Consider the following 20493-nt stretch of genomic DNA (forward strand, 5'->3'; position numbering starts at 1 on the left):
CAAACTCGGTTTTCATGACACCTTTTGGAAAAGCTGTCAACATATTTCCGGACCCGACATACCCCAATAAAAAAGCCGCCCGGAGTAACAGGCGGCTTTTTTATTGGGGGCGAAGTGCAGGTACTAATCCACGTTGTCGTGCAGGAAGCGGTTGTCGCCCAGCAGCTCATTATCGTCGGAGAGGTTGAAGCGGGAAATGTTACCCTGGTTGGAAGGTACCACGTTTTCCAGCTTCACCTGCCGGCGCAGGTAGGCCGGCGTCTCCAGCTGGTCCTTGATGGCGTCGTTGGTCAGGCCGTTGCTCAGCGACTCCAGCCGGCGGCGGCGCTCCTCGGCCCGCGCATCCAGCGTGGGGCGGGGGGCGGCCGGGGCAGCCGGTTGCACTTGCTGTACCAGCACCGGCTCCGGAGCGGCCGCCATCGGGGCCGTCACGGGCAGCGCCGGGGCTACGTACGCCGGGTCATCGAGACCGTAGGTTACTTTCGGCGGCTCGGGCGCGGCGGGTGTGGGCGTGCCAAACGTCGGAATGAAGGACGGGGCCGTATCCTGCCGGTCTTTGTCGAAGATGCTGATCTGCGGATCGGGCACCACGACGGGCTCGGGCTCCGACTTCTCGACGCCGTAGGCCGTGCTGATGTTGTGCGCGTCGCGGGCAAAGCCGGTGGCAATAACCGTCACGCGGATGCTCTGGCCCAGCGTGGAGTCGATGCCGTGGCCGAAGATAACCTCGGCGTCCTGACCAGCCTTGTTCTGGATGTACTCCGTAATTTCGGTCAGCTCGTCCATTTCCAGCTCGGCCTGGTCACCCGACATGATGGAGAGCAGGATTTTCTGCGCCCCGTGGATGTCGGTGTTGTTGAGCAGCGGCGACGACAGCGCCTCTTCCGCTGAGCGACGGGCGCGGTTTTCGCCTTCGGTGATGCTACTGCCCATTACGGCGGCGCCCGAGTCCTTCATCACCGTTTTCACGTCTTCAAAGTCCACGTTGACTTCACTCGTGACGGTAATGATTTCGGCAATGGACTTGGCGGCCGTACTCAGCACGTTATCGGCCTTGGCGAAGGCAGCCCGGATGGGCAGGTTGCCGAAGATTTCGCGCAGCTTGTCGTTGAGAATCACCAGCACCGTGTCGCAGTTCTCGCTGAGCTCCTTGATGCCCTGCTCGGCCTGCTGGCGCTTCTTCTTGCCTTCAAACAGGAACGGTGCCGTCACGATACCCACGGTCAGAATGCCCAGCTCCTTGGCGACCTTGGCAATCACGGGGGCCGCGCCGGTGCCGGTGCCGCCGCCCATGCCGGCCGTGATGAAGACCATCTTGGTGCCGTTGCTGAGCAACTCGCGGATCTGCTCCCGGCTCTCGATGGCGGCCTGCTTGCCCCGCTCGGGGTTGGCGCCGGCGCCCAGGCCTTCGGTCAGGTCCACGCCGATCTGCAGCTTGTTGGGCACGGTGCTGCTGTGCAGAGCCTGCTTGTCGGTGTTGCAGATGACGAATTCCACGTCCTTAATGCCCTGGCTGAACATGTGGTTCACGGCATTGGAACCACCGCCGCCCACGCCAATCACCTTGATGATGGAGTTGGACTGCGCCGGAATATCAAACTTATAATTCATGGGATGGGGTCTTAGGGGCTTGGGGTCTCAGGGTCTGGGCGGGCAGCGGGCCGGAATCTGGCGGCGCTGCCGCAAAAACCAAGCCCCCAAAACCCCGGACCCCAATCGACTAATACTGCTTGTCGTCGAAATCATCAATCAGCAGCCCTTTCGTGCGGCTGATGATATCCTGGAAGAACTTGCCCGCGCCCGATGGCTTCTTGGGCTGGGCCGGCTGCTGAGCCTGAGGTTGAGCTACCGGCTGTGAAGCGGCCGGGGCCGCAGCCCGAACTTCGGGCGCCGGACGGTAGGCGGCTTCCTCTTCCTCGTAGGGCCGGTTCGTGCGCTCATCGATGGAGCGGTAGCCGGCCAGCACGAGGCCCACGGTGGTAGCGTACATCGGCGACTTCACCGCCTCAATCCGGCTTTTGCCGAGGTGCTCGTTGGGGTAGCCGATGCGGGTGTCGAGGCCGGTGACGTACTCGGTGAGCTGCACCAGGTTCTGCAGCTGCGAGCCGCCCCCGGTCAGCACGATGCCGGCGGCCAGCTTGTCGGTGTGGCCGGTGCGCTGAATCTCGGCGTATACCAGCTCGATGATTTCCTCCATCCGGGCCTCGATGATGTGGGCCAGGTTCTTAAGGGAAATTTCCTTCGGGGCCCGGTCGCGCAGGCCGGGGATGCTCACGATTTCGTAGTCGGAAGCTTCCTCGGAAATGGCTTTGCCGAACTTCACCTTCAGCTGCTCGGCCTGGTTCTGCATCACCAGGCAGCCCTGCTTGATGTCACTGGTCACGATGTTGCCGCCGAAGGGCAGCACCGCCGCGTGGCGGATGATGCCGTCCTTGAAGATGGCCAGGTCGGTAGTGCCGCCGCCGATGTCAATCAGGGCGACGCCGGCTTCCTTCTCCTCGTCGGAGAGCACCGACATGCTCGACGCCAGGGGCTCCAGGATCAGGTTATCGATTTCCAGGCCGGCCTTGGTGACGCACTTGTTGATGTTGTTGATGGCCGTGCTCTGGGCCGTGATGATGTGGAAGTTGCCCTCCAGCCGCACGCCCGACATGCCCACGGGGTCCAGAATCCCTTCCTCGTAGTCCACCTTGTAGTCCTGGGGCATGACGTGGATGATTTCCGAGCCGGGCGGGGTGACCAGCCGGTACATATCGTTGGTGAGGCGGTTCACGTCGTCGACGGTGATTTCCGTCTCGGCCGAGTTGCGGGTGATGCTGCCGTTGTGCTGCAGGCTCTTGATGTGCTGCCCGGCAATACCCACGTTGACCACGCCGATATTGATGCCCGACTGCTCCTCGGCCATGCGGATGGCTTTCTTAATGGCATCCACGGTTTTGTCGATGTTCGACACAATACCGCGCACCACGCCTTCCGACACAGCTTTGCCCATGCCCAGGATTTCGAGCTTGCCGAATTCGTTTTTGCGGCCCACCAGCACGCAGATTTTGGTGGTACCAATGTCGAGGCCGACTACAATCTTATCGTTTTGCATGGGAGGGAAAGGCCAGAGTTGCGGTTGGTTCGAGGGGGATGTAAAGGCAAAAAACGCTGTTTTTAAGCGTTTAAACAAGGGGGGAGCTATTCACAGATAATCTGATCCTTGAACTCAACGTTGACGCGGTGATACGTGTCCCACCCCAAAGCGGGGGGGATTTGACGGTAAAATACCATTAGTTTGGCGAATTTTTCTGAAATATTCTCCGGAAGTCCAAATTCTATTCGCTGGTCTCCCACCTGCTGGGTGAAGGAAACCTTGCCGTTGGCTCCCACAAACACCTCCGCTACCTGCGCCCGCCAGAAGGGATGCTCATCAATGTAACGTAACATTTCGAGGTAGTGGCGGCCGGTCGAATCCTGGAAGAAGCCAGCTTGCAGGGGCGCACCACTGGCGCGGGAAACCGGCACCACGCGGGCCGTAAACAGCGGCGACAGCGGCAGCTTGTGGCCGTCGGCGTCGAGGTAGCTGTCGAGGCGGGTGTCGGGGTGGGTGAGGCGGGCAATGGGCCGGTTCTGGCGCACGTCGGCGTGCAGGTTGCCGGCCAGGTCGCGGTACACCTGGGCGTCGCGCACGAAGCTGTGGGCTTTGAGCCGCGCTTCCAGCGCCTTGAGGTTGAGGTCGGTGGGGTGGGCGCCTTCCAGGCGCTGGTCGCCGTTGCGGGTGAGCAGCTGCGTCACTTCCCGCTCACTGATGAAAAAGTTGTTGAACTCGTTGCTGATGTTGACGATGACGCTGCCCACGGGCCGGCTGGCCTGCTGCACGCCGGCAAACACGGCCAGCCCCGAGAGCAAGACGAGGCACCCGGTAGCGAAAATCAAGTTGTTTACCTTACGCTTCAGCTCCATTCCAACGAATATCTAGAATATTCTTTAAACCAGGCACCAGCTGGTCGATGTCGCCGGCTCCCACGGTAGCCAGCACGTCAAAATCCGTGTCTACCTCGGCGGCGGCCAAAACCTGCGCTTTGGTCTGCAACGACTTTTTCGGGGCCGTTATCCGGGCCAAGATCAGGTCCGACGTCACGCCCGGCATGGGCAGCTCCCGGGCCGGATAGATGTCGAGCATGATTACCTCGTCGGCCAGGCTCAGGCTCTGGGCAAAGCCTTCGGCGAAGTCGCGGGTACGGGAAAACAGGTGGGGCTGGAACACCACCCGCAGCCGCTTGCCCGGGTACAGGGCGCGTAAGGAACGCAGGAAGGCTTCGATTTCGCGCGGGTGGTGGGCATAGTCATCCACGTATACCTTCTCCCCCGCCGTCAGCACAAACTCAAACCGCCGCTTTACGCCTCGGTAGGCGGCTACCGCCGCCTTCAACGCCGCTTCTCCGACACCTTCGAGCTGAGCAACGCAGCAGGCGGCCAGCATGTTTTCCACGTTGTGAAAGCCCGGCACCGCCAGCTCCAGTCCGGCCGCCGTGCCCTGGGGCCCGTGCAGGTCGAAGCGGAACTGGTGGCCCTGGGCCTTGATGTGGTCGGCGTGCAGCTCGGGGCCCTGCTCCGGGGAGAGGCCGTAGCGGATGACGCGCACGCCGGCCGGCACGGCCGCGGCCACGCTCTGGTCGGCAGTGTGGTTGAGAATCAGCGTGCCGCCGGGCCGGATCTGGCCCACGAACTGCCGGAACGACTCCACCAGGGACTCCTGGTCGCCATAGATATCGAGGTGGTCGGCGTCGGTGCTGGTGACGATGGCAATGTCGGGGTGCAGGGTCAGGAAGGACCGGTCGTACTCGTCGGCTTCCACGACTACCGGCGCATTGTCCTGGGCCGGATCGGCCAGCAGCAGGTTGGAGCCCAGGTTGACGGCAATGCCGCCCAGAAAGGCCGAGCAGTTGACGCCGGCGTGGTGCAGCAGGTGGGCCACCATGCTGCTGGTAGTCGTTTTGCCGTGGGTGCCGGCCACGGCGATGGTGCGATGGGCGGCCGTGAGCAGGCCCAGTACCTGGCTGCGCTTGCGGATGTCGTAGCCCTGCTCCCGTAGCCAGGCCCACTCCTGATGATCCTTCGGAATGGCGGGGGTAAGCACCACCAGCGTCTGGGCGCGGTTTTCGCGCACCTGGGCCGGAATGCTGGCTACCGCGTCGTCATAGTGTACGCGGATGCCTTCGGCGGCCAGGGCCTGCGTGAGCGGAGTCGGGGTTTTGTCGTAGCCGGACACGCGGTGGCCGTTGGCCTGAAACCAGCGGGCCAGCGCCGACATGCCGATGCCGCCGATGCCAAGAAAATAGACGTTGGGAAACGCAGCTACGGGGTTCATCGGCGGTCCATGAGTTTGAGCAGCTCATCCACGATGGTCGTGGTGGCCTCGGGGTGGGCAAGGGCGAGAATATGCTGGCGCAGCTGCTGCTGGCGGGCCGGGTCGGCGAGCAGATCCAGCGCTTCGTCGTAGAGCCGGGCCGGGGCTTCGGCATCCGCTACCAGCAGAGCGGCAGCCTGACTGACCAGGGCCTGGGCATTCTTGGTCTGGTGGTCCTCGGCCACGTTGGGCGAAGGCACCAGAATGCTGGGCTTGCCGGTCAGGCACAGCTCCGACACCGACAGCGCCCCGGCCCGCGACACGACTACATCGGCGGCGGCGTAGGCCAGGTCCATGCGCTGCACGAACTCCAGGGCCTGCAGGTTATCGGCTTGAAACGACGCGGTCTGCCCAACGGCCTGGGGATAATAGAGCTTGCCGGTCTGCCAGAGCAGCTGTACCCCGGCGTCGCGCAGGCGGGGCAGCGCGGCGGCCGTGGCCTCGTTCAGGGTGCGGGCGCCGAGGCTGCCGCCGATGACGAGCAGCACCTTTTTAGCGGGGTCCAGGCCAAAGAACTCCAGGGCTTCGGCCCGGCTGCCGCTGGCAATTTCGGTGCGCACGGGGTTGCCGGTGACGACCAGCTTCTGGGCCGGAAAGAACTTGTCCATGCCCTCGTAGGCCACGCAAATCCGGTCGACGCGGCGGCTGAGCAGCTTGTTGACCAGGCCGGCGTAGGAGTTCTGCTCCTGAATCAGGGACGGAATGCCGCGGGAGGTGGCAGCCAGCAGCACGGGCGCGGAGGCGTAGCCGCCCACGCCCACCACCGCGTCGGGCCGGAACTCCTCCAGCAGCTTGCCCGCCTTGCGCACCGAGCGGAGCACTTTCATCGGAAACAGCAGGTTCTGGGGCGTGAGGCGGCGCTGCAGCCCGGCAATGTCGAGGCCCACAATGCGGTAGCCGGCTTCGGGCACCCGGGTCATTTCCATACGGCCGTTGGCGCCCACAAACAGGATTTCGGCCTCCGGCTGGCGGCGGCGCAGCTCGTTGGCAATGGCCACGGCCGGAAATATGTGTCCCCCCGTGCCCCCGCCGCTGATAATCACGCGGTAAGGCCGGGGCTCGGGAGAGGCGCTATAGAGAGTTGACTTGGACATTGGGCGAAGCGGCCAGCTACGGGCGGTGGGCGGACAGCTTATGGAGCGAAAAATGAGAAACGGTGGGCCGGCAGCTACGGGCCGGCAGCGGGTAGGTTAGGCGTAGGCAGTTTTCTTGGGGATGCGCATCGTGTCGGCGGGCTCGCCGGTCATGGGGCGCACTTCCCGCTCCCCGCGGCTGACGCTCAGAATGATGCCGATGCTGATGCCGGTAAAGATCAGGGAGGTGCCGCCCATGCTCAGCAGCGGCAGCGGCAGGCCGGTAATCGGGCCCAGGCCCACGGCTACGCCCATATTGACCATAGCCTGCAGCACCAGGCTAAAGCTGAGTCCCGCCGATAAGAGTCCGCCGAAGGCGCCGTAGCTGTTCATCACCGTTTTCAGCCCCCGATACAGAAAGGCCAGGTAGAGGAACAGCACGATAACGCCGCCGACCAGCCCGTATTCCTCGATGATGACGGCATAGATAAAGTCGGAGTACGGGTGGGGCAGAATGTTGCGCTCGGTGCTCTGGCCGGGGCCTTTGCCGGTGATGCCGCCGGTGGCAATGGCAATATAGCTGTGCTCGAGCTGGAAGGGCACGGGCTTGCTCTTGTCGGTGAAGCTTTCCAGGCGCGACTGCACCGTCTTGAGGCGCTGGCCGGTGGAAAGGCCGATGCCGCCCACCACGGCCCCGATGGCCACCATCACCGCCATCTGCTTGAGCGGCACGCGGCCAATGAACATCAGCAGCAGGCAGGTGCCGAACAGCAGCAGCGCCGTGGAAGCGTTACTCATAATGATGATGCCGCAGATCAGGCCCACCCACAGCATCACGGGCAGCAGGGTGGTGCGGAAGTCCTGCACGTTTTGCTGGCGGCGGCTGAGCATGGAGGCCACATGGGCAATCAGGGCCAGCTTGGCCAGGTCGGAGGGCTGGAAGGTCTGGTTAATCACCGGAATGGTGAGCCAGCGGGAAGCTTCGTTGAGCGTGGTGCCGCCCAGAAAGAACGTAAACAGCAGCAGCGGCACCGACAGCAGCAGCGCGTACAACGACAGGCGCGAGTAGTAGCGGTAGTCGATGCGGTGGGCCAGCCACATGAAGGCCAGGCCCACCACAATCAGGCTGGTGTGCTTGAAGAGGAAGTATTCGGTGTTGCCGCTCATCTTCTTGTAGGCCAGCGTGCCGGTGGCCGAATACACCACGGCAATGCTGATGAGCGAAAACAGAATCACAATGGCCCAGAGAATCGGGTCACCCTTCAGGTTTCGTTGCAGCCAGTTTTTGATGAGTTCCATGAGCGGCGGCGTTTGCGTTACTTGTTTTCTTCCGTGAGGCCTTGCACCGCCGCCACAAACTGCCGGCCGCGGTCTTCGTAGTTTTTGAACAGGTCGAAGCTGGCGCAGCAGGGCGAGAGCAGCACCACGTCGCCGGAGCGGGCCAGGCCGGCGGCACGGCGCACGGCATCGGCCATGCTCTGGGTTTCCTCCAGGTGGTCTATGGCCCCGCCGAAGGCAGTTTTCAGCTTCTCGTTATCCACGCCGAGGCAGATCAGCGCCTCGACGCGGTGCTGAGCCAGCGGCACCAGGCTGGTGTAGTCGTTGCCCTTATCAGTGCCGCCGGCAATCCAGACGATGGGCTGGTGAATGCCATCCAGCGCGTACCAGGCGGCTTCCACGTTGGTAGCCTTGCTGTCGTTGATGTAGTGCACGCCGTCGATTTCGGCTACCAGCTGCAGGCGGTGGTCGGCGTTGCGGAACGTGCCCAGCCCCTGTTCAATCTGCTCATCCGAGAGGCCGGCCACGCGGGCGCACAGGATGGCGGCCATCATGTTCTGCCGGTTGTGCTGCCCGATGAGCGGGGAGGCGGCCACACTGATTTCCCGGCCACCGGTAGCCAGCCCCGGCGCCAGATTGGTATATAAGCGGTCCGCGGCGGTATAGTAGGCCGCCAGGTGGTAGTCGGGGCGGTGGTGCCGGCTGAAGGGCAGCTGGCTGGCCTCGCAGAACACGGCCTGAAACTCCTGCTGAATCACCGCGTCGTCGGCGTTGTAGATAAACCAGCTGCTGCTGTCCATGCTGCGGGTGATGCGCAGCTTGGCCTGGGCGTACTGCTCCAGCGAGTAGTTGTAGCGGTCGAGGTGGTCGGGCGAGATGTTGAGCAGCACGCCGATCCAGGGCTGAAACGCGTACGTGTCGTCGAGCTGAAAGCTGCTCAGCTCAATGACGTAGAACTCGTGCCGGTCCTCCATCACCTGCTCGGCAAGGCTGAAGCCCACGTTGCCGGCCAGGCCCACGCTGTAGCCGGCCTCCTTCAGCAGGTGGTAGGTAAGCAGCGTGGTGGTGGTTTTGCCGTTGGTGCCGGTGATGCAGATGTGCCGGGCTTTGGTGTAGCGGCCGGCAAACTCGATTTCCGAAATCACCGGAATCCGCTGCTCCCGCAACGCCTGAATCACGGGCGCCTTTTCCGGGATGCCGGGGCTTTTGATAACCTCATCGGCTTTCAGCACTTCCTCCAGCGTGTGGGTGCCTTCCTCGAAGCGGATGCCGGCCGCTGCGAGCTTCTCCTTATAGAGAGGCTGAATCGGGCTTTGGTCGGACACGAACACCTCATGGCCCTTGGCCTGGGCCAGCAGCGCCGCCCCTACCCCACTTTCCGCTGCTCCGAGGATAACGATTTTCATGACTTAGCGCAGTTTTAGAGTTACCAAAGTCAATATCGCCAGCATAATGCCCACAATCCAGAAGCGCGACACGATTTTGGACTCGTGGTAGCCCAGCTTCTGGTAGTGGTGGTGCAGCGGCGACATGCGCAGCAGGCGGCGGCCTTCGCCATACTTGCGGCGGGTGTACTTAAACCAGCCTACCTGCACTATTACCGACAGGTTTTCAATCAAAAATACGCCGCAGAGCACGGGAATCAGCAGCTCCTTGCGCACGATGAGGGCCAGCACGGCGATGATGCCGCCGATAGCCAGTGAGCCGGTGTCGCCCATAAAAACCTGAGCCGGATACGAGTTGTACCACAAAAAGCCCACGCAGGCCCCCACGAAGGCGGTGCAGAAGATTACCAGCTCCCCCGAGTTCGGAATGAACATGATGTCGAGGTAATCGGCCAGAAAGGCGTTGCCGCTCACGAAGCAGAAGATAGCCAGCGTGATGCCGATGATGGCCGAGGTGCCGGCCGCCAGCCCGTCGAGGCCGTCGGTGATGTTGGCCCCGTTGCTGACGGCCGTGATGATGACGATGACAATCGGGATGTAGAGGAAGCTGTAGAGGCCGTTGAAGAAGGGGCCGGCGTAGCTGAACAGGTTGCCGTAGTTGAGCTCGTTGTTCTTGGCGAAGGGAATGGTGGTAATCATCAGCTTCACGTCCTGGTACACGCTGCTGGCGTCCACGGCGGAGGTTTCGCCGTTGGGCAGCAGGTACTGGCGCACGGTCACGTCGTCGGAGAAAAACAGCACCCAGCCCACGGTGATGCCCAGCCCGATCTGGCCCAGCACCTTGAAGCGGCCGCTCAGCCCTTCCTTGTTCTTCTGAAAAACCTTGATGTAGTCGTCGATAAAGCCAATGAGGCCCAGCCAGACCGTGCTCAGCAGCATGAGCACGATGTAGATATTGTGGAGCTTGGCAAACAGCAGCACCGGCACCAGGATGGCCAGCAGGATAATCAGGCCGCCCATCGTCGGGGTGCCTTTTTTCTCCATCTGCCCCTGCAGGCCCAGGTCGCGGATACTCTCGCCCACCTGCTTTTTCTGCAGCACCCGGATCAGGCGCGCGCCAAACAGCTGGGCAATAATCAGCGAGGTAATGACAGCCATGGCCGCCCGAAACGAGATAAACTGGAACACGCCCGCGCCGGGCAGATGGTAGTGCTTGTCCAGATAATCGAAGAGGTAATAAAGCATTGGCGCGGGGCGGAGGTTAGTTGAGAGCTTGGCAGGCTACAAAGGTTCCGCTTTTTGGGTTGGGGTCAAATGGTGTGTTTTTGCCGATTTTCGAGTAGGTAATGTCCGAACGTCATTCCGAGCGAAGTCGAGGAATCTCGCGTGCTGATGTCTGCTTACCAATCCAACGGCAGCCCGCGAGATTCCTCGGCTTCGCTTTGCGACGCTTGGCATGACGCTCTATTTTCATTTTCCCAATAGGTCAAACATTTCCCGCAGCACCTGCCTGTCGTCGAACTCAGCGCGGACGCCCTTTATTTCCTGGTAGGTTTCGTGGCCTTTGCCCGCCACCAGCACAATGTCGCCGGGCTGGGCCAGGGCTACGGCCGTTTTGATGGCTTCGCGCCGGTCCGGGATGGTCAGCACCTTGCCCAGGTCCTGGGGCTGCACGCCGGCCTGCATCTGCTGCAGAATGTCGTTGGGGTCTTCGAAGCGCGGATTATCCGACGTGAGCACCACCCGGCTGGAGCCCTGGCAGGCCAGGTGGGCCATGATGGGGCGCTTGGTGGCGTCGCGGTTGCCCCCGCAGCCCACCACCGTAATCACCTGCTGGCTGGGCTGGCGGATGTCGGCAATGGTGCTGAGCACGTTTTCCAGCGCGTCGGGCGTGTGGGCGTAGTCGACGATGCCGGTGATGCGCGTTTTCTCAGCCAGCAGCGGCTCGAAGCGGCCCGGCGCCGAGGTCAGGCCCGAGAGAATAGTCAGCACCTCGGTGGCCTCCTCGCCCAGCAGCACCGCCGTGCCATACACGGCCAGCAGGTTGTAGGCATTGAATACGCCAATCAGGCGAAACTGCGCCTCCCGGCCGTCGACTTCGAGGTGCAGGCCGTGCACGGCATTTTCGATCAGGCGGGCGCGGAAGGTGGCCGGGCCGCGCAGGGAGTAGGTTTCGCGGGCGGCGGCGGTATTCTGCAGCATCACCGGACCGCGCTTGTCGTCGGCGTTGGTGAGGGCAAACGCCTTTTTGCCCAGCGCGTCAAAAAAACCCTTCTTGGCCTTCAGGTAGTTATCGAAGGTGCCGTGGTAGTCGAGGTGGTCGTGGCTGAGGTTGGTAAATACCCCGCCCGCGAAGCGCAGGCCCGTCACGCGGTGCTGCACCACGGCGTGGGAGCTGACCTCCATAAAGGTGTGGGTGCAGCCGGCCTGCACCATCCGGGCCAGCAGGGCATTGAGGCGGATGGCGTCGGGCGTGGTGTGGGTGGCCGGAATCACCTGCTCGTCAATCTGGTTCTGCACCGTGCTCAGCAGCCCCACGTGGTAGCCCAGCTCCCGAAACAGCTTGTGCAGGAGCGTCGCGCAGGTGGTCTTGCCGTTGGTGCCGGTGATGCCCACCAGCCGGAGCTGCCGCGAGGGATGACCGTAGAACGTGGCTGCCATCAGCGCCATGGCCTCGGCGCTGTCGGCTACCTGTACATATAAGGTGTCCGGGCTCAGCCCGGCGGGCAGCTCTTCGCACACCACGGCGGCCGCGCCCAGCTCCACGGCTTTACCGATAAACGCATGCCCATCCGTCTGGGCCCCGCGCAGCGCGAAAAATACCGTCCCGGGGCCGGCCTGCCGCGAATCCAGCGTAAGGGCGCTGATAGTGGCAGTGGCGGCGCCGTGCTGCTGGCGCACGGTCACGTCGGCCAGCAGGGCAGCAAGAGGATGCGTAGGAGAAGCGGCGTTGGTCAAGGCGAAATCAATCAGGGAAAGACAAATCGGGTAGTTAGCTGCGGCTGACGCTCAATCCTTGAGGCTTCGGGCGCGGCTTGGCGGCGGCCTGCTGGGGCTGGGGTTTCAGCTTGGCCGGCTTCAGCGGCCTGGCCGGAGCCTGGGTCGGGTCGGCTTCCACGGGCGTTATCAGCTTGTTTTCCGCCAGCTTGGTCGAGGCGGGCATGGCTACCGGCGTAGGGGCGGCGGGCTTGGTGCCAATGGCTTCCAGCACCAGCACCACCACCGCGCCGCGCCGGAGGGCGCTGCCGGCTGCCACCGACTGCTGCCGCACGCGGCCATTGCCCACGGCCCGTACCCGCAATCCGCGGTTTTCGAGCAGAAACAGCGCGTCGCGCAGCGTCAGGCCGGTAACGTCGGGGACGCGGCCGGGGCGCACGGCCACCGGCTGCCACTCCACGGCTTTGGCATTGGAATCGGTAGTGGCGGCGCGCACCCAGTCGTCGCCGGAAACCTGGCTCTGGCTGGTGACGCCCATTTTCTGGCACACCAGCGTCAGCTCATCCTGCAGGCCGGCGCGCACCGACGGTACGCGCGACTTGTTCAGCGGGGCCCGGGCCAGCAGGGGGCGCTGGCTGGCATTGTCGCGGGCCATGGCCTTGTCGGCCACTTCCCGGAAAATCGGGGCCGCCGTCTGGGCCCCCGACCAGTTGGCCCCGATCGGCGAATCGACCACCACGATGCAGCTGTACTTGGGCTTGTCGGCCGGGAAGTAGCCGCAGAAGCTGGTCGAGTACATCTTGGTGTAGCGGCCGTTCTTGAATTTCCAGGCCGTGCCGGTTTTGCCCGCAATGGAGTAGTCGGCAGTTTTGATGGCCTTGGCCGTGCCCTCCTCGACCACGCCTTCCAGCATGGCCCGCAGCTTGACCAGCGTGGCGTCGGAGCAGATCTTGGCAATCAGCACCTGGGGCTCAAACTGCTCGATGACCTTGTCGGCCTGGCGGATTTCCTTCACAATCATCGGCTGCACCTTCACGCCGTTGTTGGCAATGGCGTTGTAAAAGGCCAGCGTCTGCAGCGGGGCCAGCTTCAGCTCGTAGCCGATGCACATGGTGCTGAGCGAGGTGCGGCTCCAGGAACGGTCCGTGGGGTCTTTCACGTAGGGCCGGGCCTCGCCCGCCATCTGGAAGCCCAGCGGCTTGTCGAGGCCGAATTTCTTCAGGTAGTCGGTGTACTTGTCGGGCTTGGCCGAGAAATGGTCGTTGACCAGCTTGGCCACGCCGATGTTGGACGAGTTCTGAATCACCTGCTTCACCGACAGCCGCCCGTAGGCGTGGGTATCGGTTTTGACCGCCCCGGCAATGCGCATGGAGCCGGTGCGGCCGGTGTTCACGGTATCATCCAGCGAGATTTCCGGGAATTCTTCCAGCAGCGCCATCATCGAGGCCAGCTTAAAGGTAGAGCCCGGCTCGGTGCGGCCCTGGTCGGCAATGGCGTAGTTGTAGTCCTCGCGGTACACGCCGTCGGCCACCTTGCCCAGGTTGGCCACGGCCTTGATTTCGCCGGTCTGCACTTCCATCAGAATCACGCAGCCGTAGGCCGCCCGGTTGGCCACCAACGACTTGAGCAGGGCATTTTCGGCCACGTCCTGCAGGTTGATGTCGAGCGTGGTTTTCACGTCGAAGCCGGGCTGGGGCTTAATTTCGGTGCCGTCGTAGATGGGCTTGTTGCCGCCGGGGAGCCGCTCAAACAGGGCCTCGCCGTCTTTGCCGGCCAGGTGGCGGTTGTAGGTAAACTCCAGCCCCGCGCCGTTCTTGTCCTCGTTCAGAAAGCCGATGGTGCGCTGGGCCAGGCCGCCGAAGGGCCGGAAGCGCTTGTCGACCTTCTCGAAGATGACGCCGCCCTTGTTTTTGCCGCCCCGGAAGATGGGCCACTGGGCCAGCAGCTTTTTATCCTGGTAGTTGATCTGCCGCGAGTTGAGCCGCACGTAGCGCACCGGCGCTTTCGGGTTGTGGGCATTCTTGAGCTTGCGCAGATACTCCTGCGGGCTCCGGTCGCCAAAGAAGCGCGACAGCAGCAGCGCCAGCGAGTCGCTGCCGGCCCGGAAGGTTTTGTCGTCCACCACGCTCGGGTCCCAGGCTACGCGGTAAAACGGCAGTGAGGTGGCCATGATGCTGCCATTGTCCGACAGCAGCATGCCGCGGGTGGCAAACACGGGCTGGTACACCACGCGCCGCTCCTGCTCCAGCGACTTCCACCGCGCGCCCTCCTTGAACTGGATGCGCGACACCTTCCACACGACGGCGCACGAAAACAGGCACACGCCCAGAAACGCCAGCCGGACGCGGGTAACGATGGATTTTTTGACGCTTCCTTTCATTAGCGGGGCTGCTTGGAAGTGGTTTTAGATTGTGCTGCCGCCCGGGCCGGCTTCTTCCGGGTCGTTTTCCTGGCGGCAGCTCGCGGCTTCGGGGTCGCTTGCGGGGCCTCCACCGTGCGGGCCCGGCGGGCGGGCAGCAGTGCCGGCACCGAGTCGGCGGTGGCAGCCGAGTCGCGGGCCGCGAGGGCGGCCAGCGAGTCGGCGTTGACCACCGGAATCAGGTCCAGCTCGGCCTCGTCGAGGCGGCCGGCGGGCACGCTGATGCGGAACGGCGGCGAGGAGCTTTCCACCAGCCCGTAGGCGGCCACCTTGCGGGCCACCTCGCTTTGCTTGCTGGCTTCCATGTAGTCCGATTTCAGGGTGGTGTAGTCGGCGCGCAGGTCTTCGGTTTCGAGGCGCAGCTTCTGAATGCTGCGGTTCATGCGGTTGCCCCAGTGGGTGTTGCCGATGTAGACCAGCGTCAAGACCATGATGAACAGCACGTGCGGCAGGTAGTGCACCGGCAGGCCTTCGCGAAACAGCACGTCCATGCGGGTGAAGCGCTCCAGTACCGAGAACACGCTCCAGGCGCTGCGCGGAGCGACTTTCTCAGCTTTTGGCGCCCGGGCCACCGGCTCGGGCCGGGCTTTGGGCGCCGGCTCGGCGACGGCCGCGTACTCCGGCTCCGCTACCGGCACGGGCGGCACTACCTCCCGGGGCACATTGGCGCGGGGCGGCGGGGCAGCAGTGGGCTTGATGGTGTTGGTAGCCATGGTCAGTTCTTGATTGCGATGCGCAGCTTGGCACTCCGGGCGCGGCTGTTCAGGGCTACTTCCTCGGCCGACGCTTCCACGGGCTTACGCGTGAGCACGTCGAAGGGCTGGTGGGTATGGCCGTAGAGGTCCTTTTCGGCCTCGCCGAAGAATTTGCCCTTCGCCATAAAGTTCTTCACCAGCCGGTCTTCGAGCGAGTGGTACGACATGACCACCAGCCGGCCGCCGGGGCGCAATACCTGGGCCGTCTGCTCCAGCATTTGCTGCAGGGCCGCCATTTCATCGTTCACCTCAATGCGCAGAGCCTGAAATACCTGGGCCAAATACTTGTTTTCCTTGCCCCTGGGCATGCAGCTCTGCATGGCTTTTTTCAGCTCCCCAATGGTTTGAATGGGCTGGCCGCGCCGGGCTGTGGCCAGCGTGTTGGCCAGCGTACGGGCATTGGTCACCTCACCGTACATGCCGAAGATGCGGTGCAGGTCGGCCGCCGGATACTCGTTTACGATGTCGGCGGCCGTGCGCGGCCCCTCGGGGTCCATGCGCATGTCCAGCGGGCCGTCGAAGCGGGTGCTGAAGCCGCGCGCCGGCGTGTCGAACTGGTGCGACGACACGCCCAGATCGGCCAGCAGGCCATCGACGGGCAGCGCGCCATGGCGGGCCAGCTCGTCGTGCAGGTCGCGGAAGTTGGCGCGGATGAAGGTAAACTGCGGCCGGGCCAGGCGGGCGGCTTCGGCCTCGGCATCGGCGTCCTGATCAAAGCTGTAGAGGTGGCCGGTGGTCAGGCGCTCCAGCATCCGGGCCGAGTGGCCGCCGCCGCCGAAGGTGACGTCGGCGTAGCGGCCGTCGGGGCGCATATCCAGCGCTTCGAGGCACTCGGCCAGCATCACGGGCCGGTGGTAGGCGGTATCGTTCAAGAACTCACTCATGCGGCGAGGGTGCCGCCGAGCGGCGGAGTTTCGTTGGTCAAAAATTTCTGGGCCAGCTTCGAGAAGCTCTGCTGATCTTTGATGAGGTACTCCTCATACTTGTCCGGCTCCCAGATTTCGCAGCGGTTGCCCAGGCCCACGATGATGGCTTCCTTCTCGATGCCCGAGTAGCGCAGCATGGTGCGCGGCAGCATGAAGCGGCCAATGTTATCGAGCTCTACCTCGGTCATGCCCCGAAAGAAGTTGCGCTGAAACTGCCGGTACTCCTCGTTGAATTCGTCGAGGGCCATCACCTTGTCGTGAATCACCTGCCAGGCCTCCCGCGGGTACAGCACCAGGCAGGGCTCGAAGCCGCGCACCAGCACCAGCTGGTTGCCGGAGGCCTCGGGCAGATTTCCCTTCACCTTGGCGGGCAGCACCAGGCGCCCTTTCGGGTCCAGCTTGCATTCATATTCGCCGGAGAGAAGGGGCATGGACAAGGGCTGCGAGCAAAGCTCAGGTAACGGATGATAGCAAAAGTACGCATTGACTCCGAAAAGGCAACCACGATTTACCATTTTCTACCACTACGCAAAAACCGCCTTTTCAACCAATGAGGGCGTTTTTTAAGCAAAAAAAGCAAAGCTCCAGGCCCACCTGAGGAAAAAGTGGTAAAGCCCGGACGGTCTTTTGCCAAAATGTCAGCCCGCTGCTGAAAGCCCGGGTGGGTCCTGCCCCCGAAGGGATTCCGGGGCGGGGTCAGGCGGCCTTGCCCCACTTCGGCGGCCTGCGACAGTACCGGCCGCCGGCACGTCAAACGGCTGGATTTCAGACTGGGCGAGGCAGGCCCCATTCTGGCCGATGAAGACCGTGCTGTTGGGCGGGTGAAGCTGGCTGAAGGCTCCTGATCCATAGAATGTTGCTAACCGCCAACTGGCCCGGGGCAACGGTTTCAAAGCCTGGACCGAGTACCTGGCTATACTCCCGTATTCGGCACCTTCCCGCTCGGAATATAAGCCCCCGTTGTCGGAGCGCGTCGTATCTTTACGGCTGTGAAGCGCCCCCTCCTGCATCGGCTGTTCAGTAGCTTGCTGGCTCTGCTGGTCCTGACCACCTCGGTCGGGCTTACAGTGCAGCAGCACACCTGCCGCAGCAGCGGGCACACCAGCGCGCAGGTTATCTTCTCGACGCCGCGGCACGGCTGCCCGGCTCCTGAAATGGCTGCCCAATACGCCCAGGCGCAGCTCAAAAGCGTCTGCTGCGACTTCAGCGCCCACTTCCACAAGCTCGACGCCACTTCCCCGGACTTACTCTGGGTCAAGCACTTGGCAGTCCCGTTCGTGGCGCTGGTGCCCCAGTGGCGCTGGCAGCCCGCCACCCCGGAGCTGCTACGGGCACCGCTGGCCCGCTGGCACTCCTCCGATTCTTCGCCCCCACCCCGCAGCGGCCGGGCACTGCTGGCGTTTGGGTGCACCTTGGTAGTGTAGAGCTTTTCTGTGCGCGTTGGACCCCAAAGGGTCCGTTTTTCACGGAAAACAACTTTAACTCCCCCGTTATGCACTTCTCATCCCAGGCCCGTCTGCTTTGCGTGTTGGGCCTTGGTGGCCTGAGCAGCCCCGCCGCGCTGGCCCAGGCCAACCTCATTGCCCCGGTCCGGGGCCAGATAACCGATGCCGGCGCGGCCGCGCCGGTGCCGGGTGCCGTAGTGCGCTGGCTGCAGGCCTCCCCCAATGCCGCGACGACGACCGACAACGCCGGCACCTTTTCCCTGGTTCGCCCCGCCCGCGCCGCTGCCGGCCGCCTCATCATCAGCGCCCTGGGCTACCGCGCCGATACGCTCACGGTGGGCGCCACCGACAACACCTTTCTGCGGGTGCCTTTGCGCCGCTCCCAGGAGCTGAGCGAAGTACAAGTGGAGGGCCGCGCCCTCACCTATTCGGCCCTTACGCCCACCAACTCCCAGATGATCAGCAGCCGCGACCTGGCTAAGTCGGCGTGCTGCAACCTGGCCGAAAGCTTCGAAACCAACGCTTCGGTGGAGGTTTCGACGACCGACGCCGTTTCCGGAGCCAAGCAGATCCAGCTCCTGGGCCTCGATGGGGCCTATTCCCTGCTCACGGTCGACAACCTGCCGGCCCTGCGCGGGCTGTCTACCCCTTACCGGCTGAGCTACCTTTCGGGCACCTGGATCGAGAGTATCGACATCATCAAGGGCATGGGCTCGGTGGTGAATGGCTACGAAAGCATTTCGGGCCAGGTCAACGTGCGCCTCAAGGAGCCCGAAAAGTCGGAGCGGCTGCTGTTCAACGTCTATGGCAACGACTTAGGCAAATTTGACCTGAACCTGAACCTGGCCACGCCCCTGGGCAAAAAGGTCAGCACGACCCTGCTGCTGCATTCCGACCACCTCGGCCGCCGCGTCGACCGCAACCAAGACGGCTTCCTGGACTTGCCTCTGGCCACGCAGTACAACCTGTTCAACAAGTGGAAGTATAAGTCGGGCACCGGCCTAGTGACCGAGATTGGGCTGGGGGCGCTGCGCGAAACCCGGCGGGGCGGGCAGCTGGGTTTCCGGGCTACCGAGGCGGACGCCTACCGCCAGCACTACGGCCTGATGAGCCGCACCGACCGCTACACCGGCTACGCCAAAACCTCGTATACCTGGCCCGGACGGCCCTACCAGAGCCTGGGGCTGCTGTTGAGCGGGACTTCCCACGACTTTGCATCTACCTACTCGTTTGGGTACCTGCGGGGCACCGGACCCGTCCGGTCGGTCCGCACCTACGACGGCCAGCAGCAGACGGCCCTGGCGACGCTGCTGTTTCAGAGCATCATCGGGACGACGGCCCACACCTACCGCGCCGGGCTGAGCTTCCTGCGCGACGACTACCGTGAGGTGTATAAAAGCGGCGTACCCTACCTCATCGAAACGCCCCAGGAGCAGTACCAGCGCGAGCACCGCAACCGGCTGGAGCAGGTTCCGGGGGCCTTTGCCGAATACACCTACCAGAATGCCCGCAACCTGACCACCGTCACGGGCCTGCGCCTCGACTACCACAACCTGTACGGCTGGTTTCTGACCCCGCGGCTGAACGTGAAGTACGATATCCGGCCTACCACCGTGCTGCGCCTGGCGGCCGGCCGCGGGTTCCGGACCGCTAACCCCATTGCCGAAAATGCCGGCATGCTGATCAGCTCCCGGGAATTTGTCATTGGTGGAAACCTGCAGCCCGAACGGGCCTGGAATGCCGGCGGCAGCTTTACGCAGTACTTCACCCTGGCAGGTCGTCCGGCCACGTTCGTCGCCGACTACTACCACACCGAGTTCCAGAACCAGGTGGTGGCCGACCCTTACACGGCTTCCACCCAGCTGCTGATTGACAACCTGCAGCCCGGCGGCCGGTCTTTCTCGCGCAGCTTTCAGGCCGAAGTGCAGGTGGAGCCCGTCAAAGGCCTGCAGGCCAAGGCCGCCTACAAGTTTCTGGATGTGCGTACCACCTACGACAACCAGCTGCTGCCCAAGGTGCTGGTGCCGCGCCACCGCCTGTTTGCCAACATTGGCTACGCCACGGCTTTCGACAAATGGCGCTTCGACGTAACCGGCCAGTGGTTTGGGCCCCGCCCGCTGGCGCACGTGCCCGGCACCTTCGACCACTTGCACGGTACCGGCGCGGCCATGGAATTTGCCTACACGCCCCGCTACGCGGTGTTTAACGTCCAGACGACCCGCGCATTCAAGCGCTTCGAGGTCTACGCCGGAGCGGAAAACGTTACCAACTACCGCCAGCGCACCCCCATTATCGGGGCTGACGCCCCCTTCGGTCCTAACTTCGACGCCGCCATGGTGTGGGGGCCGGTGTTTGGCCGGCTCACCTACGCGGGCCTGCGCTTCAAAATTGACTAGCCGAAGGCGAATCTTCCGGCAAACTCTTTGTTAAGCGGTTGTCTCTCGCCGCCGACGACCCACTTTTACTTTTCACCTTTTCCCTCCGCTATGATTTCCCTCAAAACCTTCCTGCTGGCGCTGCTGGTGCTGCTTACAGCCCAGGTTGTCCGGGCCCAGGACAAAACCAAGACGAAAGTAAAAGGCCCGACCACCGAGCAGTTTCAGATGAAAACCTCGGCGGTGTGCGACATGTGCAAAACCCGCCTGGAAAAGGCGCTGGCCTACGAAAAAGGCGTGCAGGAAGCTACTCTCGACGTCCCCACCCAGATGCTCACCGTAGCGTACCGCCCCGATAAGACGTCGGCGGCGGTGCTGCGCACGGCCGTGCAGCGCACCGGCTACGACGCCGACGACCAGCCCGCCGAGCCCCGGGCCTACGACCGGCTGCCGGACTGCTGCAAGAAAACCAACGCCGTGCATTCCGACGGCGCCAAGTAAGCCGCTG

The 20493-nt window shown here is 63.4% G+C and carries 16 protein-coding genes; 3 read left to right on the forward strand and 13 right to left on the reverse strand.

Annotated elements, in window-relative coordinates; all coding sequences use genetic code 11:
• Positions 1–123: 123 nt before the first annotated feature.
• The 13 genes from ftsZ to mraZ all read right to left on the reverse strand — a co-directional run bounded on the left by ftsZ (position 124) and on the right by mraZ (position 16596).
• On the reverse strand, positions 124–1611 hold the full coding sequence (gene ftsZ / locus ABD842_RS20560) for a cell division protein FtsZ (RefSeq protein WP_345117922.1): 1488 nt from the start codon (positions 1609–1611) through the stop codon (positions 124–126).
• Positions 1612–1720: 109 nt separating this feature from the next.
• A complete protein-coding gene (gene ftsA, locus ABD842_RS20565) occupies positions 1721–3094 on the reverse strand; it encodes a cell division protein FtsA (RefSeq protein WP_345117923.1) in 1374 nt (457 codons plus the stop codon).
• A gap of 86 nt (positions 3095–3180) precedes the next feature.
• Positions 3181–3945, reverse strand: a complete 765-nt coding sequence (locus tag ABD842_RS20570) for a cell division protein FtsQ/DivIB (RefSeq protein WP_345117924.1) — start codon at positions 3943–3945, stop codon at positions 3181–3183.
• On the reverse strand, positions 3929–5353 hold the full coding sequence (murC, locus tag ABD842_RS20575) for a UDP-N-acetylmuramate--L-alanine ligase (protein ID WP_345117925.1): 1425 nt from the start codon (positions 5351–5353) through the stop codon (positions 3929–3931). The genes ABD842_RS20570 and murC overlap by 17 nt, the downstream gene beginning before the upstream one ends.
• Positions 5350–6486 carry an undecaprenyldiphospho-muramoylpentapeptide beta-N-acetylglucosaminyltransferase gene (gene murG, locus ABD842_RS20580; RefSeq protein ID WP_345117926.1) on the reverse strand — a complete coding sequence of 379 codons (1137 nt, stop codon included), beginning with the start codon at positions 6484–6486 and terminating at the stop codon, positions 5350–5352. Before murG ends, murC begins: the two co-directional genes overlap by 4 nt.
• Positions 6487–6582: 96 nt before the next feature.
• On the reverse strand, positions 6583–7764 hold the full coding sequence (locus ABD842_RS20585) for an FtsW/RodA/SpoVE family cell cycle protein (protein ID WP_345117927.1): 1182 nt from the start codon (positions 7762–7764) through the stop codon (positions 6583–6585).
• 17 nt (positions 7765–7781) lie between these two features.
• Positions 7782–9149, reverse strand: coding sequence for a UDP-N-acetylmuramoyl-L-alanine--D-glutamate ligase (gene murD, locus ABD842_RS20590; RefSeq protein WP_345117928.1), 1368 nt, complete (start codon positions 9147–9149; stop codon positions 7782–7784).
• A gap of 3 nt (positions 9150–9152) precedes the next feature.
• Entirely contained in the window at positions 9153–10373 is a 1221-nt protein-coding gene (gene mraY, locus ABD842_RS20595) for a phospho-N-acetylmuramoyl-pentapeptide-transferase (RefSeq protein ID WP_345117929.1), read from the reverse strand.
• A gap of 225 nt (positions 10374–10598) precedes the next feature.
• Complete coding sequence (locus ABD842_RS20600) at positions 10599–12086, reverse strand: UDP-N-acetylmuramoyl-L-alanyl-D-glutamate--2,6-diaminopimelate ligase (protein WP_425553215.1); 1488 nt, start codon at positions 12084–12086, stop codon at positions 10599–10601.
• A 34-nt stretch (positions 12087–12120) separates the two neighbouring features.
• Entirely contained in the window at positions 12121–14445 is a 2325-nt protein-coding gene (locus ABD842_RS20605; protein WP_345117930.1) for a penicillin-binding transpeptidase domain-containing protein, read from the reverse strand.
• A complete protein-coding gene (locus tag ABD842_RS20610) occupies positions 14445–15197 on the reverse strand; it encodes an FtsL-like putative cell division protein (RefSeq protein ID WP_345117931.1) in 753 nt (250 codons plus the stop codon). Before ABD842_RS20610 ends, ABD842_RS20605 begins: the two co-directional genes overlap by 1 nt.
• Positions 15198–15199: 2 nt before the next feature.
• Entirely contained in the window at positions 15200–16123 is a 924-nt protein-coding gene (rsmH, locus tag ABD842_RS20615; RefSeq protein WP_345117932.1) for a 16S rRNA (cytosine(1402)-N(4))-methyltransferase RsmH, read from the reverse strand.
• A complete protein-coding gene (gene mraZ, locus ABD842_RS20620) occupies positions 16120–16596 on the reverse strand; it encodes a division/cell wall cluster transcriptional repressor MraZ (RefSeq protein ID WP_345117933.1) in 477 nt (158 codons plus the stop codon). Before mraZ ends, rsmH begins: the two co-directional genes overlap by 4 nt.
• A 558-nt stretch (positions 16597–17154) precedes the next feature.
• Between mraZ and ABD842_RS20625 the strand changes: the two genes are divergently transcribed.
• The 3 genes from ABD842_RS20625 (at position 17155) to ABD842_RS20635 (ending at position 20486) form a co-directional block, all read left to right on the forward strand.
• Positions 17155–17589: an HYC_CC_PP family protein gene (locus tag ABD842_RS20625; RefSeq protein ID WP_345117934.1), complete on the forward strand. Its 435-nt coding sequence runs from the start codon at positions 17155–17157 to the stop codon at positions 17587–17589.
• Positions 17590–17657: 68 nt separating this feature from the next.
• Positions 17658–20006 (forward strand): TonB-dependent receptor plug domain-containing protein, encoded by a 2349-nt coding sequence (locus ABD842_RS20630; protein WP_345117935.1) that lies wholly within the window; start codon positions 17658–17660, stop codon positions 20004–20006.
• Between the two features lie 90 nt (positions 20007–20096).
• Complete coding sequence (locus ABD842_RS20635) at positions 20097–20486, forward strand: heavy-metal-associated domain-containing protein (RefSeq protein ID WP_345117936.1); 390 nt, start codon at positions 20097–20099, stop codon at positions 20484–20486.
• The last annotated feature ends 7 nt before the right edge of the window (positions 20487–20493 follow it).

This window comes from Hymenobacter algoricola (assembly GCF_039539525.1).
In the GTDB taxonomy this organism is placed as follows: Bacteria; Bacteroidota; Bacteroidia; order Cytophagales; family Hymenobacteraceae; genus Hymenobacter; species Hymenobacter algoricola.

Bases quoted from the DNA above. Each gene is read 5' to 3' on its own strand.
- ftsZ (WP_345117922.1), bottom strand. From the start codon at position 1,611: ATGAATTATAAGTTTGATATTCCGGCGCAGTCCAACTCCATCATCAAG.
- ftsA (WP_345117923.1), bottom strand. From the start codon at position 3,094: ATGCAAAACGATAAGATTGTAGTCGGCCTCGACATTGGTACCACCAAA.
- ABD842_RS20570 (WP_345117924.1), bottom strand. From the start codon at position 3,945: ATGGAGCTGAAGCGTAAGGTAAACAACTTGATTTTCGCTACCGGGTGC.
- murC (WP_345117925.1), bottom strand. From the start codon at position 5,353: ATGAACCCCGTAGCTGCGTTTCCCAACGTCTATTTTCTTGGCATCGGC.
- murG (WP_345117926.1), bottom strand. From the start codon at position 6,486: ATGTCCAAGTCAACTCTCTATAGCGCCTCTCCCGAGCCCCGGCCTTAC.
- ABD842_RS20585 (WP_345117927.1), bottom strand. From the start codon at position 7,764: ATGGAACTCATCAAAAACTGGCTGCAACGAAACCTGAAGGGTGACCCG.
- murD (WP_345117928.1), bottom strand. From the start codon at position 9,149: ATGAAAATCGTTATCCTCGGAGCAGCGGAAAGTGGGGTAGGGGCGGCG.
- mraY (WP_345117929.1), bottom strand. From the start codon at position 10,373: ATGCTTTATTACCTCTTCGATTATCTGGACAAGCACTACCATCTGCCC.
- ABD842_RS20605 (WP_345117930.1), bottom strand. From the start codon at position 14,445: ATGAAAGGAAGCGTCAAAAAATCCATCGTTACCCGCGTCCGGCTGGCG.
- ABD842_RS20610 (WP_345117931.1), bottom strand. From the start codon at position 15,197: ATGGCTACCAACACCATCAAGCCCACTGCTGCCCCGCCGCCCCGCGCC.
- rsmH (WP_345117932.1), bottom strand. From the start codon at position 16,123: ATGAGTGAGTTCTTGAACGATACCGCCTACCACCGGCCCGTGATGCTG.
- mraZ (WP_345117933.1), bottom strand. From the start codon at position 16,596: ATGCCCCTTCTCTCCGGCGAATATGAATGCAAGCTGGACCCGAAAGGG.
- ABD842_RS20630 (WP_345117935.1), top strand. From the start codon at position 17,658: ATGCACTTCTCATCCCAGGCCCGTCTGCTTTGCGTGTTGGGCCTTGGT.
- ABD842_RS20635 (WP_345117936.1), top strand. From the start codon at position 20,097: ATGATTTCCCTCAAAACCTTCCTGCTGGCGCTGCTGGTGCTGCTTACA.